Origin of the sequence: Afipia massiliensis, from assembly GCF_014203115.1 — a bacterium.
Classification (GTDB): Bacteria; Pseudomonadota; Alphaproteobacteria; order Rhizobiales; family Xanthobacteraceae; genus Afipia; species Afipia massiliensis.
The window spans coordinates 727,462-742,992 of sequence record NZ_JACHIJ010000001.1; the positions used below are offsets into that span (position 1 = coordinate 727,462).

At 62.1% G+C, this 15,531-nt stretch carries 10 protein-coding genes; 2 read left to right on the forward strand and 8 right to left on the reverse strand.

Annotated features, from left to right (window positions below):
* Positions 1-11 precede the first annotated feature (11 nt).
* The 6 genes from HNQ36_RS03375 to HNQ36_RS03400 are packed head-to-tail and all read right to left on the reverse strand — an operon-like array spanning position 12 to position 9,272.
* Complete coding sequence (locus HNQ36_RS03375) at positions 12-1,100, reverse strand: lipocalin-like domain-containing protein (protein ID WP_184082511.1); 1,089 nt, start codon at positions 1,098-1,100, stop codon at positions 12-14.
* On the reverse strand, positions 1,090-3,555 hold the full coding sequence (locus tag HNQ36_RS03380) for an ABC transporter permease (RefSeq protein ID WP_184082512.1): 2,466 nt from the start codon (positions 3,553-3,555) through the stop codon (positions 1,090-1,092). Before HNQ36_RS03380 ends, HNQ36_RS03375 begins: the two co-directional genes overlap by 11 nt.
* On the reverse strand, positions 3,552-4,220 hold the full coding sequence (locus HNQ36_RS03385) for an ABC transporter ATP-binding protein (RefSeq protein WP_184082513.1): 669 nt from the start codon (positions 4,218-4,220) through the stop codon (positions 3,552-3,554). The genes HNQ36_RS03380 and HNQ36_RS03385 overlap by 4 nt, the downstream gene beginning before the upstream one ends.
* A 50-nt stretch (positions 4,221-4,270) precedes the next feature.
* On the reverse strand, positions 4,271-7,354 hold the full coding sequence (locus HNQ36_RS03390; RefSeq protein WP_184082514.1) for a MexW/MexI family multidrug efflux RND transporter permease subunit: 3,084 nt from the start codon (positions 7,352-7,354) through the stop codon (positions 4,271-4,273).
* 21 nt (positions 7,355-7,375) lie between these two features.
* The gene (locus HNQ36_RS03395) at positions 7,376-8,569 is read right to left on the reverse strand and encodes an efflux RND transporter periplasmic adaptor subunit (protein WP_184082515.1); all 1,194 of its coding nucleotides are present in this window, start codon (positions 8,567-8,569) and stop codon (positions 7,376-7,378) included.
* A gap of 1 nt (position 8,570) precedes the next feature.
* A complete protein-coding gene (locus tag HNQ36_RS03400) occupies positions 8,571-9,272 on the reverse strand; it encodes a TetR/AcrR family transcriptional regulator (protein ID WP_184082516.1) in 702 nt (233 codons plus the stop codon).
* Between the two features lie 354 nt (positions 9,273-9,626).
* Here HNQ36_RS03400 and HNQ36_RS03405 point away from each other — a divergent pair, with 354 nt between their 5' ends.
* Complete coding sequence (locus HNQ36_RS03405; RefSeq protein WP_184082517.1) at positions 9,627-11,642, forward strand: TRAP transporter permease; 2,016 nt, start codon at positions 9,627-9,629, stop codon at positions 11,640-11,642.
* 25 nt (positions 11,643-11,667) lie between these two features.
* On the forward strand, positions 11,668-12,636 hold the full coding sequence (locus HNQ36_RS03410; protein ID WP_046829352.1) for a TAXI family TRAP transporter solute-binding subunit: 969 nt from the start codon (positions 11,668-11,670) through the stop codon (positions 12,634-12,636).
* Positions 12,637-12,692: 56 nt separating this feature from the next.
* Here HNQ36_RS03410 and HNQ36_RS03415 read toward each other — a convergent pair whose 3' ends face one another.
* A complete protein-coding gene (locus tag HNQ36_RS03415) occupies positions 12,693-13,943 on the reverse strand; it encodes an NAD(P)/FAD-dependent oxidoreductase (protein ID WP_210311893.1) in 1,251 nt (416 codons plus the stop codon).
* Between the two features lie 79 nt (positions 13,944-14,022).
* A complete protein-coding gene (locus tag HNQ36_RS03420) occupies positions 14,023-15,531 on the reverse strand; it encodes a tripartite tricarboxylate transporter permease (RefSeq protein WP_184082519.1) in 1,509 nt (502 codons plus the stop codon).

Sequence of the window (15,531 nt, forward strand, 5' to 3'; positions counted from 1 at the left end):
GCCATACGCTCTCAATAGCCCGTCATTTCCAGATAGCCGATGCCGGTGTGGCTGCCTTTGAAGCTGATCGGGCCTTCCCAATAGGCGAAGCGCGTGCCCATCCAGCTTTTCGCGTTCAGCGGCACGCTGTCGATCTTCAACCCTCGCTCGGGAACTGCGACGCTCCACGTTGTCGGCAGCTTGCGGCCGTCGATATCGGTCGAACTGGTCGGCGTCATTGTTATCGCAGTCGATGCAAGCGGCACCGAGTGCCCGCCGCCATCAATCCAGTTTCCGGCGAAATAGTTCCGCCCATCCTTCTGTCGCAGGCGAAACAGCATGACCTTCTCGCCTGAATCGAGATGCAGCGAGAACCAGTCCCACCCGGTCTGGTCGGACGCCAGCGGCTGGCTACTCCATTCGCGGTCCATCCACGCACGGCCCGTGACGGCGACCTGTTTATCGCCCAGCACGATCGTGCCCGTCGCTGCAAAGTACGGCTGGCTAAAATAGTACGACGCCTGCCCGCGCTCGGATTTCTTGCTGTAGCCGCCATCACCTTGCAGCACCAGCGGACGATCGGCTGCGAGATCTAAGGCGTAACTGAAATCCGAACCCGATGCCGAGACTGCGAGCGGCGCGACGTTCTGCGCGTTGAAACCGTCAAGTCCGCGCGTTTCCCATGAATCGATCCAGGCACGAAACGGCGTCGCCTCCGCGCTCGCCTGACCGACGCCGCCGCGCGCGAACTTCTCGGCATAGCGATGCACGGTCGCACTGGTGACCGCCGCATGCCCCATCCAGATTTGCTGATTGGCCCAGCCGTCCTGCTGTGCGCCGGGTGCCATGGCCTGCCTGAACAGCGTCCATTGCGCGCCCCACTGTGCGCCGATGGCGTCGCTCAAATTCGCGGTGAGATACCACCACTCGATCCGGTAATCCGGATGCGGGCCATGATCGCGCGGAAATTCGAGCGTTCTTCCCGGAACGACCGCGGCAAATCCCTCGCTTTCGCCGCCCAATCCGGCAAAGCCCTGCGCGCGCGCGAACCCGCCACTGAGCGTTGCGAGCAAACTGCCACCCACGAAGGCGCGACGGTCGATATGAGTTTTATCGCTCATTGGCGAAAATCTTCGCAAGGGTTGCGGGTTGCAACCGGATCAGCCGGAGAATCGGCAGGCACGTCGCCAGCAACGCTGCCAGCATCGCAACCGCAAGCAGTTCCAGCAACTGCGCAGGGAAAACATGCAGCGGCAGACGCCAGCCGAACGCCTTGACGTTCACCACGGCCACCAGACACCACGCCACCAGAATTCCGAGCGGCAGCGCCAACAGCGCCGTGATGAACGCAACCGACATGGTTTTCAGCAGTTCGATCCCCGCGAGCCGCCGCCGCGTCAGCCCGAGCGCCCACAGCGGCGCCAATTGCGGAAGCCTGCTGTTGCTGAGCGTCAGGAGGCTTGTGAGCAGCGCGATCCCGGCAACACCGAGCGTGAAGGCGTTCAGCGCCGACGTCACCGAGAAGGTGCGGTTGAAGATGCGAGTGGACTCGGCCTTCAACGTCGCCTGATCCAGCAAGCGGCTGGTATCGAGTCCGAATTTGTCGCGAATGGCCGCGACGAGTTCGGGTACTTTGGCCGGCGTCACACGCAGCCCAAATCGCGTGCGGGCAATCTCCGGCCATCGTTTGGCGAGCGCGTCGATGTCGATGCCGATCTGACCTTTCGGGTTGCCGTAATCGGGATAGATCCCGGCAACCTCAACCTGCCACTGTCCCGTCGTCGCCGGAAGCACGATGCGCTCGCCGAGGCGAACTTTGAGCCGCCGCGCCAGTTGTTCACTGACCAGCGCCCCCTCGCCTGCGCGCACCTTGTCCCAAATGTGCGGCATCGACTCCAGCAACGGCCAGCGTTCGCGATAGGTCGCGTGATCGGCAAAGCCAAGAACTTCGACGGGCAACGTGTCCAGCGTCACGTCGGTGCGCCATGCCGGCAGAATGGCTTCCACTTCGGGCCGTTGACGCAGCCACGTCAAAATCTCCGCGCCTTGCGCATCGCTGTTTGCATTCAGATAAACCTCGGCCGCGAGCCGGTCGTCGAGCCAGTTGGTGAACGTCCGCGAGAAACTCTGCACCATGGTGCCGACCCCGACATTCACGGCGAGCGCGAGCAGCAGCGCCATCAGCGCCAGCGACAATCCCGGCAGTTGCTGCCGGCTGTCAGCCCAAAACCATTTGACCAGCGGACGCTCCGTGCCGCGCTGACCGAAGCTCAGCATAGCGCCAAGGAGCACCGGCAACGCCAGCGCCGCCGCCAGCAGCAATCCCGCCAGCACCAGAAATCCAGATGCAAGGGAATCGCCGAAGTAGAAGCATCCCGCAGCGGCGATGACGACAGCGAGCGCAAGCAAGCCCTGCCGCTTCAGCCATCGTTGCTGCTCCTGTTGCCAGGCATAGGGCTGCGCCGCAGCCAGAACAGGAAGGCGATAGATGCGATAGAGCCCCGCACCCGCTGCGAGCAGCGCACCGAGAATGCTCATGCCGAGACCCGACAGCCACCAGCTTGCTTTCAGCGTGAGCTGTCCCGGAACCTGTGCGCCATAAAGCCCGCGCAGGCTTGCGGCGACATCGGGCAGCAGGAACGCCGCGACGAAATAACCGCAGATCAACCCGACAATGCCTGAGACGATCGCCAGCGATACCAGCTCAATCACCAGCACAACGGTGAGCGCCCGCGCCGACACCCCGCAGGCGCGCATGGTCCGCAACATCGGCAGCCGCTGCTCGAACGCGAGCCCAACCGCCGAGTGCACGATGAAGAGCCCAACCACGAATGACAGGAGGCCGAATGCCGTGAGATTCAGATGGAAGCTGCTGGTGAGACGCTCAAGATCGCTCGGCGCGCCCGCTTCCGTCAGTCGCAGCCTGTCGCCGACGACCTGCTCGAGCGTCGGCCGCTTTCCACTACTCTGTTCGCCGACCAGAAGCCGCGACACCTGATCCGGTATTTTGAGAATGCGCTGCGCGACGCCGATGTCGACCACCAGAACACCCGGCGCGAGATTGTCCTGCACAGCCAGCGGCGGCAGCGATGTCGCGCCGCCGATCACCGGCGAGGCGCCTTCGGATAACTTCAGGTCGGACAATGTCTCCGGCGCAACAAGCGTTTGTCCGGGCGGCATGAGGAACGTTTGCAAGTTCGCCTGGCCGATATCCGGCGCAGGCCCCGCGCCCGCAGGCAGGGACACCGGCTCGATGCCGAGCAGCCGGAATGACCTTCCGCCGATCAGGACGCGGCCTTCCACCACCGGCGACACCGGCCAGTTGGCGCGGCGCAGATCGACAAAGAGCTGCTGCGAAAACGATGGACTGTCGCGGCCAACCAACATCGCCGTGTTGCCGCCGCCAAATGTTGCTGCCGCGCGGTCGTAGCTGCTGCGCGCCTGTTGATTGAGCGCCTGCACGCCGCTCCACAGCGCGGTGGCTGAAATCAATCCGACCAGCAAGGTAGTCAGTTGCATCCGGTGCCGTTTCCAGTGGCTCAACAGACCCACGAAAATCCACAGCGGGCGCGTCATGTGATCCGTCCCGCGGTGAGATGGACCCGCCGGTCGAGCGTCGCGGCGAGCCGCTCGCTGTGCGTCACCATAAGAAAGCCGCAGCCGGTGCGCGCGACCAGGTCGCGCGCAAGCGCCAGCACATCGTCGGCGGTTTTCTCGTCGAGATTTCCAGTCGGCTCGTCAGCCAGCAGCACCAGCGGCTTGATCGCCAGCGCGCGCCCGATCGCGACGCGCTGCTGCTGTCCGCCGGACAGTTGCTCCGGATAACGGTCGAGCAGCGCGCTCAACCCAAGGCGCTGCACCAGTTCGTCCTGCCACACCGGATCGTGACGTCCCGCGATCCGCGCCTGAAACGCGAGGTTATCGTCGACTTGAAGGCTTGGGATCAGGTTGAATTGCTGAAACACGAGGCCGAGCCGGTCGCGCCGCATGGCCGCACGATCGCCGTCCGAGAGATCGGATACCAACGCGCCGTCGAGCCAAACTTCGCCGCTGTCCGCCTTGTCGAGACCTGCGATCAGATGAAGAAGCGTGCTCTTGCCGCTGCCGGACTCGCCGGTAAGCGCCACGCTTTCGCCTGCGGCCAGCGCAAGATCGACGCCGCGCAAAACCGCAAGCTGCTCCTCCGACGTCCGATAGGATTTGGTGAGGTTGCGAACCGTCAGCATGATCGCGGCGATCATACACTCCCGCGAAGGGAGCGTACAATCGCCGCGACGTTCATATCAGCGTATCAGGTCAGATTGAGTTCATACTTCTCGATGTCCTTGGCCCGCTCGGAGCCTGCTGCCGCCCGGTGATCGGTCGCGATCATGGTGTACACCGCTGGCAGCACGAACAGCGTGAACAGCGTGCCGATCGTCATGCCGGCCACGACGACGAGGCCGATGGAGAAGCGGCTCGCGGCACCCGCGCCGCTGGCCGTCAGCAACGGCAGCAGGCCGGCGACCATCGCCGCGGTCGTCATCAGGATCGGCCGCAACCGGACCCGCGCAGAGTGTTCGATCGCGGTTCTGCGATCCAGACCTTCCTTCAACTGGAGCTCGTTGGCGAACTCCACCATCAGGATGCCGTGCTTGCTGATCAGTCCGATCAGCGTCACCAGACCGACCTGCGTGTAGATGTTGATTGTCGCGAGGCCGAAGTACAGCGGAAGCAACGCGCCCGAGATCGCCATCGGCACCGAGATCAGGATGACCAGCGGGTCGCGGAGACTTTCGAACTGCGCGGCCAGCACCAGGAAGATGATGATGAGCGCGAACAAGAAGGTGACAGCGAGCTGATTTCCTTCCTGCACGTATTGTCGCGAGTCCGCGAGAAAGTCGCGGCTGAAGCCCGCGGGCAGTTGCTTGGCCTGCTCCTCGAGGAATTCAACGGCCCGGCCGACCGTGACGCCCGGCATTGGCACAGCCTGGAAGGTTGCCGAGTTCAACTGGTTGAAATGCGTCAGCGCGTTCGGATTGGTCTTGGTTTCGATGCTGACAATGGTCGAAAGCGGAACCTGCCGGCCACCGTTCGTTGCGACGTAATACTTCTCCAGCGATTCCGGCGACAGTCGAAGATCACGCGGCACCTGCGGGATCACCTGATAGGAGCGCCCTTCCAGATTGAACCGGTTGACGTAGTTACCGCCAAGCAGCGTCGACAGCGTGGTGCCGACCGCCGCCATGTTGATACCGAGATCGTTCGCTTTCGACCGGTCGATGTTGACGCGCACCACCGGCTGGTTGAACGCCAGATCGCTGTCGGCCACGATGAACAGGCCGCTCTCGCGCGCCGCCTTCTTCAGCTTTTCCATCTGCTCGAAGACCGCCTGGAATCCGCTGGTGGTGCTGATCACCATCTGGATAGGCAAGCCGCCCGGCCCGCCTGGCAATGGCGGCAGGTTGAACGCGAACGCGTTGACGCCTTCAATCTTGCTCAGTTCATTCTGAACCAAGGGTTTCAGCGCAAGCGACGACCGCGTCCGCTCATCCCACGGTTTCAGGATCATGCCGGCGATGCCGTTGGCAGGTCCGCTGATGCCGTTGATGATGAAACGCAGATCGGTTTCCGGGAAACTTCCGAAAGCCTTGTCGAGCTTGGTGCCGTAATAGTTGCTGTAGTCGATATTGGCGTACTGCGGCGCCTTGGTCACCGAGAAGAGGATGCCCTGATCTTCTTCCGGCGCCAGCTCCTTGCTGGTGTTCATGTACATGAAGCCGACCAGGAACAGGATGGTCGCGCAGAAAAGAACGGTGATCGGGCGGTAGTCCAGCGAGCGGTCGAGCTTGCGCCCATACCAGCGGGTCACCTTGCCGAACACGTTATCGACGATCTTGGCGAACTTGCCGTGATCGCTGCCGCTCTTCAGCAGCACCGAGCACATCATCGGCGATAGCGTTAGCGCAACGACGCCGGAGATGATCACGGAGCCCGCGAGCGTAAACGCGAATTCACGGAACAATGCACCGGTCAGACCGCCGAGGAATCCGATCGGCGCATACACCGCCGCCAGCGTGATGGTCATGGAGATGACCGGCCCGACGATTTCCCGCGCGCCGACCAGCGAGGCTTCAACGGGCGATTTGCCCTCCTCCAGATGCCGGTGGATGTTTTCGACCACGACAATCGCGTCGTCGACCACAAGTCCGATGGCGAGCACCATCGCCAGCAGCGTCAGCAGGTTGAGCGTAAAGCCCATCGCCAGCATCAGGATGCAGGCGCCGACCAGCGATAGCGGAATGGTGACGACCGGAATGATGACCGAGCGCAGCGAGGCTAGGAACAGGAAGATCACGACGACCACGATGACGACCGCCTCGACCAAGGTGTTGCGCACCTCGTCGATCGACGACTGAATGAACTTGGTCGAATCGTAAGCCACCCGCATTTTCAGCGACGGCGGCAGATTGCGCTCGATCTCCGGGAACAGCGCGCGAACGCCCTTCACGATGTTCAGCGGGTTGCCCTGAGGTGTCGACTGCACGCCGATGAAGATGGCCTGCTGGCCGCTCAGCGACACGCTGGAATCCGTGCTCTGCGCCCCCAGTTCGACGGTCGCGATATCCTCAAGCCTGACGAATCCGCCATCCTTGGCCTTCACGGTCATCCGCTTGAACTGGTCGATACTGGTCAGGTCGGTATTGGTCGTCACGTTGGAGACGATGAAATACCCTTTGGTTTGACCGGCAGCGGCCTGGAAGTTGTTGGCCCTGATGGCCGCCTGGACATCGTCCGGCGACACATTGCGGCCGGCCATACGCGCCGGATCGAGCCAGATGCGAGTCGCCAGCGTCTGCGCGCCGAGAATATCGGCCGACGCGACGCCGTCGACTGTCGCCAGGATCGGCTGCACCACGCGCGCGAGATAGTCGGAAATCTGCGGTCCGCTCAGTTCGTCGCTGGCGAAACCAAGATACATCACCGCCGTGGTCTGACCGGTCGATTTGGTGATGACGGGATCGTTGGATTCTCTCGGGATCAGATACCTGACCGAGCTTACCTTCGAACTGACTTCCGTCAGCGCCGAATTCGGATCGACGTTGAGCTTGACGTAGACCGTGATCGTGCTCAGGCCCTGCACCGACGACGACGTGATGTAATCGACGCCTTCCGCCGACGCCACCGCCTGCTCGATCGGCTGCGTGATGAAGCCCTGCATCAGATCCGGCGACGCGCCGGGATACGACGTCGTGATGGTGACAACGGTATTCGATAGCTTGGGATACTGACGAATTCCCAGATGCGTCGCCGCCTGGAAGCCGATCAGCAGTATCAGCAGGCTGACGACAAGCGACAGCACCGGCCGCTTGATGAAGATATCAGTGAAGGCCATGAGCGGCGCTCCGTTCAAAAATCAATTGCGCGGCGGCTGCGCGGGAATCGGCGGCGGCGGATCGGCCGAGATCGCGACGGCCGAACCGGACTGGAGCTTGAGCTGTCCCACGGCGACGACACGATCGCCGGGTTTTACGCCGCTGGTAATGACGACCCGCCCGTGAATGCGAGGACCGGTCTTCACAAAGGTCCGGTCCGTCTTCAGCGAAGCCTTCCCGTCCGCATCCTTGGTTTCGGTGATCAGCCAGACGGAATCGCCGTAGAGCGTGTAGTCAACAGCGGTCTCCGGCACGGTGACCACCGCAGGCTTCGGCGGCAGTTCAACTGTGGTGGTCGCAAACATGCCGGGTTGCAGGATACGGTCCGGGTTCGCCAGCGTGGCCTGAATCCGCACGTTGCGGGTGTCGGCACTGATCTGCGGCTCGATCGTAGTGATCTTGCCCTCGAAGGTGCGGCCCGGATAGGCGTCCACAACGATGCGAACGGTCTGGCCGACATTGAGAACCGCGCGGTCCTTTTCAGTCGCCGTGAAGTTCAGGAACAGTTGCGACAGATCGGTCAACGAGACGATCTGCGTTCCGGCGCTCAGATACTGGCCGAGTTCGACCATACGCACGCCAAGGTCGCCGTCGAACGGCGCCTTGATCCGCTTCTGCGAAATGATCGCTTCGGTCTTGGCAACCGCTGCCTGGGCCTGATCGAAAGCCGCCTGGGACTGGTCGACGGTCGCCTGCGGACCGAAACTCTTCGCTGCCAACGCCTTGGCACGATCAAGCGCAAGCGAGGCAGCCAGTGTCTGTGCCTTGTAGCTGGCAAGGTCGCTCTGGTCCGGCGCATCAAATATTTGAAGGAGCGGATCGCCCGCCTTCACCTTCGCGCCTGCCGTGAACAGTATCTCGGTGACACGGCCGTTGACGTCGGTGGTGACGTTGACCTGATGAACCGCGGCGAGATCGCCGACGCCGGTCAGCAGGTTCGGCAGTACTTCCGATTTCGCTTCAGCAACGGCAACGTTGGTCGGCGGCGGCTTCATGCTGGCGAAGTATTTTTTGATTCCTTCGCTACGAAGGTGGTTGAAGCCGACAATGACCACCAGCAACAGCGCAAGTGCGCCGCCGATGATGATCATCCAGCGCCGCATACGCACCGGCTTGTGCTGCGTCTTTTCGCTCGACGAAGGGGGCTGATGAGAAGGTGTGCTCTTGGCGTCCATGTTATGCACTTTCCGCAATCCGGACCGCCGCATCCGAGAGCGGTGGAACGGTATCCAAATAAGAATTGATAGCCCGGCCGCTCATTCCGATTCCTCGCAGAATGAACTGGCAAATCTGACGTTCGAAGTCCGGTGCGCTGGGATACGTCAACGAGGGAGTCGCAGGAAGCCTTGCCAGGGCAATCATGTGAACAACCTGATGCGCGAACCAGAAAAGGTTTAGCGATTCTCCCTCGACCCGCTCCACGTCGCCCGCTTCGATGGCGCTTTCAAGCGAGGCCTTGAAGATGGGGCCGATCAGGTCTCCGATTTTGTCATAGAGCAGCCTTGCGAATTCGCCATCGGTCAACTGGCTGGAGATTAGCAGCCTGACGCGCTGGGCGTCTTCCTGATCCGGCGCATCGGTGGCGCGTATAAAATGCACAACCATTTCGCGGATAAGAATGACTAGCGTCGCCGTCGATGGTTTCAGCTCGCGCAGCCGAATCAGCTCCGGATCCGCCTCACAGGCTTCCGCGAGAATTTCGGTATAGAGTGCGGCTTTAGTTGGGAAATGCTTGAACAGCAGCCCCTCGGAGATGCCTGCGGCCTGCGCGACGCTGCGCGTCGTCGTCCCCGCAAAACCGTACAGGGCGAAACAACGTTTGGCCGCTTCCAGGATTTGCTCCCGGCGGAGATCGCTTGTCAGTCTGATGGTGCTCATTCGGCGTGTGAGTAAGCACTCACTTAGCCCAAAGTCAATCGGATTTGCTGCTCTGCAGCGCGCAATTCCGCCACATTTGAACCACTGCGCGCCCCGCCGCACAGGGCACCGGCACCGCATACTGATCCGTCGGCGTGGAACAGCGCGTCATCGCGACGAACGCGCCGGTTCCCTGTGTTGATTGTCCCGCGTTCGGCTCACAACCAACCCGCGTTGCAATGTTCTGACGCTGCCCAGAAAGGAGGTCTTGCCTAAATCGATCGAACCCGCCTCAATGCGCTCCAACGAATGGTCCCTGCGTCAGCAGGAAGACCGCAAGGCCCGTAATGAACAGGGTCACGAGGGGGAGATGGTATGACGACGGTAAATACACCGCCGGGCAGTGACCCGACGGTCATTTCCGACGAGGCTTTGCGCAAGGCCGAGGAATTCATCGAAGCGGATGAGGGAGCGACCAACAGGCTCGGCGGACTGGCCGGCCAGACCGTCACCGTCATCGCCATCGCAATGAGCCTGTTTCATCTGTATGCGGCCTACGCGATCGTCCCGACGCAGGAACTGCGCTACACTCACGTCGCGTTCACGCTGGTGCTCAGCTTCCTGCTGTTTCCATTGGCCGCGCGCTTTCGCAACCGCGTGCGCTGGTGGGATGTGATCCCCGGCATTCTTGCCGTCGCGACCATCGCCTACGCATTGTCGGGCGGCGACGATTTCACCGACCGAGCCACGACGCCCGATCGCTGGGACGTTATCGTCGGCATCATCTTTATCGTCCTCGTGCTGGAGGCGACCCGCCGCACCACGGGCGCGATCATGCCAGTGGTCGCCGTCTTTTTCATCGCCTATGCGATGCTGGGCCCGCATCTCCCTGCCCCCTGGACGCACCGAGGCTATGACCTGTCGCGGCTGGTCGGACATCTATTCATCACGCTCGAAGGTATTTTTGGCGTCGCGGTCGATGTGTCGGCGACGCTGATCATCCTGTTCACGATCTTCGGGGCGTTTCTCCAGCAGTCGGGTGCCGGAAAATTCTTCATCGATTTCTCGCTGGCGATGATGGGCGGCAAGCCGAACAGTGCCGGGCGCACCGTGGTGCTGTCATCATTCCTCCTCGGCGGGCCGTCAGGATCGGGCGTCGCCACGACAGTGATGATCGGCACCGTCGCCTATCCGATGATGAAGAAGGCCGGCTTCGAGAAAAACGCCGCCGGCGGACTTCTCGCCGCGGGCGGACTTGGAGCCATCCTGTCGCCGCCGGTGCTGGGCGCTGCGGCGTTCCTGATCGCCGAGTTTCTCAAGATCAGCTATCTCGACGTGATCTGGATGGCGACCATCCCGACCTGTCTCTATTACCTCTCGCTGCTGATTATGGTCGAGCTTGACGCCAAGCGCTTCCATGCGCGCGACGTCGACTTCAAACCGGAGTTGTCGCTCGGCACAATGACCAAGCGGTACGGCTTCCACTTCATCTCCCTCATCGCCGTCGTCTTCTTCATGGTGATCGGTTATTCGCCGGCATTGTCGGTGTTCTACGCGATCATCACCACATTCGCGCTGAGCTTCCTGCGCAAGGATACCGCGCTGATGCCTCCGAAGCTGAAGCGCGCGCTGGCTGATGGATCAATCGGTGCGCTCAATGCCGCCACGACCTGCGCATGCGCCGGCATCGTCGTCGGCATCGTGACGCTGACGGGGCTCGGCCTGAAGTTCTCGTCGATCGTGATTGCCTACGCCGGCGGCAGCCTGCTGCTGACGGCGATCTACACGGCGCTGATCGTCTGGATCATCGGACTCGCCGTGCCTGTCACGGCGTCCTACATCATTTGCGCGGTGATCGCGGCCCCTGCCCTGATCAAGCTCGGGGTACCGGACTACGCCGCGCACATGTTCATCTTCTACTATGCGGTGCTCTCCGAGGTCTCGCCGCCGACGGCGCTTTCGCCTTTCGCGGCAGCCGCCATCACCGGCGGAGATCCCTACAAGACCACGCTGCAATCGTGGAAATACACCCTGCCCGCGTTCCTGGTGCCGTTCGTATTCGTGCTGGACCCGCAGGGCGTCGGACTGCTGCTCAACATTCCGAAAGGCGGCTCGTGGGTTGACGTCGCCGAAATCACCCTCAAAACCACGCTCGGCCTGATGGCGCTGGCGGCGGCTGCACAGGGCTGGGTCTTGCGGCGTACGACGTTGATCGAGCGCGGGCTGCTGATCCTCTCGGGGCTTCTGCTGGTGTTCCCGAGCCTGATCGAAGCTCTGATCGAAGCGGCGATTGGTCGCGATATCTCTTATACTTATGTACCCGGCGTCCTGATCGGATTGGGGGTATTGTTATGGCAGGCAAAGGGGCCGGCGCTTCAACGACCGGCCTGAACGTTTCACAGGGAGGAACACTGGAATGAAAAGAACGACAAAAATCGCTGCGGTGCTTGCCGTCGCGCTATCCGCTGGGCTGGCGCTGACCGCCCACGCACAGCAGAAGACGATGGCGATCGGAACGGGCGGCACCGGCGGCGTGTACTACCCGCTCGGCGGCGCGATCGCGAACGTCCTGTCTAAAAACCTGCCGAACGTGCAGGCCACCGCGGAAGTCACCGGCGGCTCGGTTGACAACCTCAAGCTCATCGGCACCGGGAAAAACGAACTCGGATTCACGATGGCCGATGCGGCGCTCGACGCCTACAAGGGCGAGGACAAGTTCAAGAGCGGAAAGATTCCGCTGCAGGCGCTCCTCGTGGTTTATCCGAACCGCATGCATGTCGTGACCGTTGAGAGCACCGGCATCAAGACGATGGCCGACCTCAAGGGCAAGCGCGTCTCCACCGGCTCGCCCGGCGGCGCGACCGAGGTCATGGCCTTCCGCGTGATCGAGGCTGCCGGTCTCGACAAGGACAAGGACATGAAGCGCGAACGCCTCGGCGTCGCGGAATCCGTCAACGCCATCAAGGACGGCAAGATCGACGCGTTCTTCTGGGTCGGCGGCATTCCCACCGCATCGGTCACCGACCTCGCCGCCACACCCGGCGTCAAGCTCAAGCTGATCGACCACGCCGACGTCGTCGAGAAAATGAATGCCAAGTACGGCAAGCTCTATAGCGCCGGCATCATCAAGGCCGGATCGTATCCAGGCTACGACGTCGACAACAAGATGGCCGAGGTCTGGAACATCATCGTCACCGGCGACAAGATGAGCAACGACGACGCCTACAACATCGTCAAGACGCTGGTGGAGAAGAAGGCCGATATCGTCGCCGTGCACAAGGAAGCGGAAAGCTTCTCGCTCGACAACCAGGTCCAGGATCGCTCCCCGGTTCCGTTCCATCCCGGCGCGATGAAATACTTCAAGGAAAAGGGCAAGGGCGGCTAGGCCCAAGCCAAATTGCTTCGATGAACCCCGGCTTCGCGCCGGGGTTTTTCGTTGCACTATAGAATGTCCTTCGGCGCATCCCGATCAATCGCGAAATCGTCGAACCACGGCTGATGGTTGCCTGCAATCGACGCTGCGATCATGCGCGAAGCGAGATAGCTGTAGGTGATGCCGTTGCCACCGTAACCGTACGCCGCATGAATACGCGGATGACCGGGCACACGCCCGATCAGCGGCAATCCGTCAGTCGTCGTGCCAAACGTTCCGGACCACACGAATTCGGCCACCGGCTCGGCATGCGACCACAGTCCGTTCAGCTTGCGCAGGATGGTCTCCGCCTTCGCCGGCATCAACTTGTCGCGTGCTTCCGGCTCGATCACCTGATCGTCGTCCTCGCCGCCCATGATGATCCGGTTGTCCCGCGTCGTGCGTGCGTAACTGTAATTCTCGGAAGCTTCCCAGATCAACGTGCCATCGCGCCAGATTGCGCCGGCCGCCTGCGGAGGTGTCGCGACGGCCCAGCTCGACGAAATCTTGTGAAGACTGGAGGTGAGAAATTCCGGCATCACATAGCCCGTCGCGAGAACGACCTGCTTCGCCTCGATCACATGACCGCTGTCGAGTTCGACAACGACCGCCTGCCCGCTGTTTTCATAGTTTTCAGCGCTGGCATCGAAGATCTTGGCACCATGCGACGTCGCCATCGCCAGCAGTGCCTGACACAGCAACAACGGGTCCGCATCCGCCGAGCCTATCGAGTGGATCGCTGCCTCCCGGTAGAGGCCGAACTGTTCCAGCAGCGTCAGGTGATCCAGATATTCGCCGGGCAGCCCGGCACGCATGCGAAGCGCGTGTTCGGCCTGCAATTCGCGCGCACCGACTTTGCCTGCCGCCAGATACAGCGAACGCTTGTGCCGCATGCCGCATGCGAGTTGGTGCTTATTCACCAGTTCAGCCAGCCCGCTGACCGCGCTGAAGCTGCGGCGATAGGCGTTCGCGGCACGCTCGAATCCATACATGGCGGTGAGATCGCTCAGGGAGCTGTCGATCTCCCACAGCAGCATCGCGGTGCTCGCTGTCGTGCTGCCGAGACCCGGGCGCTGCCGGTCGATGATACAGACCTCATGGCCCTGCGATGCAAGATGCTCGGCCGCCAGCGAGCCGGTGACGCCGGCGCCGACAACGAGAATCTCACAGCGGAAATCCCGGTCGACGGACGGGCGGACGGGCTGCACGAGCCGGTGGCTCCACGGCGACGTGCCTCCGCGCAAATCGTTTTGCCGAACTCTCTCTGGATCGAACATCATTCGCTTCAATCATGGCTGGAAACGGCACCCCCGTGTGCCGCAGCCATGATGACGCCAGAACGTGGCAAAAGTTCCGCCGTCAGGCCCCCTCGTCCAGCGCGACCAGCTCACGCTTCTTGCGCAGCGCCGGCAGCAGAGGCGCGATCAGCAGGATCGCGGCCACCGCGAGGCAGACCGCCGAGATCGGGCGCTGCACGAATGTCATAAGATCGCCCTGCGACAGGATCAGCGACTTGCGCAGGTTGTTCTCCATCAGCGGTCCGAGCACGAATGCGAGAACCAGCGGGGCCGGCTCGTATCCGAACTTGCGCATCAGGTAGCCGATGACGCCGAAGCCGACCATGACGTAGACGTCGAAGACATTGTTGCTGCTGCAATAAACGCCGACGATGGTGAACAGCAGGATCATCGGAAACAGCACGTTGTAGGGCAGCTTCAGCAACTGCACCCACATGCCGATCAGCGGCAGGTTGAGGATCAGCAACATGACGTTGCCGATATACATGCTGGCGATGATGCCCCAGAACAATCCGGGATTCTGGGTGATCAGCAGCGGTCCCGGCTGAAGACCGTGGATGACGAAGGCGCCGAGCAGCAGCGCCATCACGACGTTCGGCGGAATTCCCAGCGTCAGCAGCGGGATGAACGCGCCGCCAGCCGCGGCGTTGTTGGCCGCTTCGGGCCCGGCGACACCTTCGATGGCGCCCTTGCCGAAGCGCTCCGGCGTTTTCGACAGGCGCTTCTCCAGCGCATAGGAGCCGAATGAAGCAACCACCGCGCCGCCGCCCGGCAGAATGCCGAGGAAGAATCCGAGGATCGTTCCGCGCCCCATCGGTCCGGCGCTGGCCTTCCAGTCGGCCTTGCTGGGCAAAAGGTGCGAGATTTTCGCACTGATGACGTCCCGCTTGATGACCTGTTCGATATTGATCAGGACTTCGGCGACGCCGAACAGACCCATCACCACCGGCACCAGGCCGATGCCATCGATCAGTTCGAGACGGCCGAATGTCAGCCGCGGCATCGCGTTGATGCTGTCCAGCCCGATCAGGCCGAGCACGACGCCGATACACGCCATCAGCAGCGCCTTGGCCATCGAGCCCTGGGTGAGGAATGTCAGCACGACGAGGCCGAGCACCATCAGGCTGAAATATTCAGCCGGACCGAACGCAACCGCGACGCTGGCGAGCGAGGGCGCGATCAGCATCAATGCAATCAGCGAGAACGTGCCTGCGATGAATGAGCCGAGCGCGGAGATGCCGAGCGCCGGCCCGGCCCGCCCCTGCTTCGCCATCTGGTGACCGTCGAGACATGTCACGACCGACGCCGCCTCGCCCGGAATATTGACGAGGATCGACGTGGTCGATCCGCCATACATCGAGCCGTAGTAGATGCCGGCCATCATGATGATGCCGGACTCGGGCGTGCCGGACAGCGTCACCGGCAGCAGCAGCGACATCGCCGAGATCGGACCAATGCCCGGCAGCACGCCGACCAGCGTGCCGATGAACACGCCGATGAAACAGTAAAGCAGGTTGACCGGCTGAAGCGCGACGCCGAGACCGTGCGAGACGTTAACGAGAACATCCAT

Bases quoted from the DNA above. Each gene is read 5' to 3' on its own strand.
- HNQ36_RS03380 (WP_184082512.1), bottom strand. From the start codon at position 3,555: ATGACGCGCCCGCTGTGGATTTTCGTGGGTCTGTTGAGCCACTGGAAA.
- HNQ36_RS03400 (WP_184082516.1), bottom strand. From the start codon at position 9,272: ATGAGCACCATCAGACTGACAAGCGATCTCCGCCGGGAGCAAATCCTG.
- HNQ36_RS03410 (WP_046829352.1), top strand. From the start codon at position 11,668: ATGAAAAGAACGACAAAAATCGCTGCGGTGCTTGCCGTCGCGCTATCC.
- HNQ36_RS03385 (WP_184082513.1), bottom strand. From the start codon at position 4,220: ATGATCGCCGCGATCATGCTGACGGTTCGCAACCTCACCAAATCCTAT.
- HNQ36_RS03390 (WP_184082514.1), bottom strand. From the start codon at position 7,354: ATGGCCTTCACTGATATCTTCATCAAGCGGCCGGTGCTGTCGCTTGTC.
- HNQ36_RS03375 (WP_184082511.1), bottom strand. From the start codon at position 1,100: ATGAGCGATAAAACTCATATCGACCGTCGCGCCTTCGTGGGTGGCAGT.
- HNQ36_RS03395 (WP_184082515.1), bottom strand. From the start codon at position 8,569: ATGGACGCCAAGAGCACACCTTCTCATCAGCCCCCTTCGTCGAGCGAA.
- HNQ36_RS03420 (WP_184082519.1), bottom strand. From the start codon at position 15,531: ATGGATGTTCTCGTTAACGTCTCGCACGGTCTCGGCGTCGCGCTTCAG.
- HNQ36_RS03415 (WP_210311893.1), bottom strand. From the start codon at position 13,943: ATGATGTTCGATCCAGAGAGAGTTCGGCAAAACGATTTGCGCGGAGGC.
- HNQ36_RS03405 (WP_184082517.1), top strand. From the start codon at position 9,627: ATGACGACGGTAAATACACCGCCGGGCAGTGACCCGACGGTCATTTCC.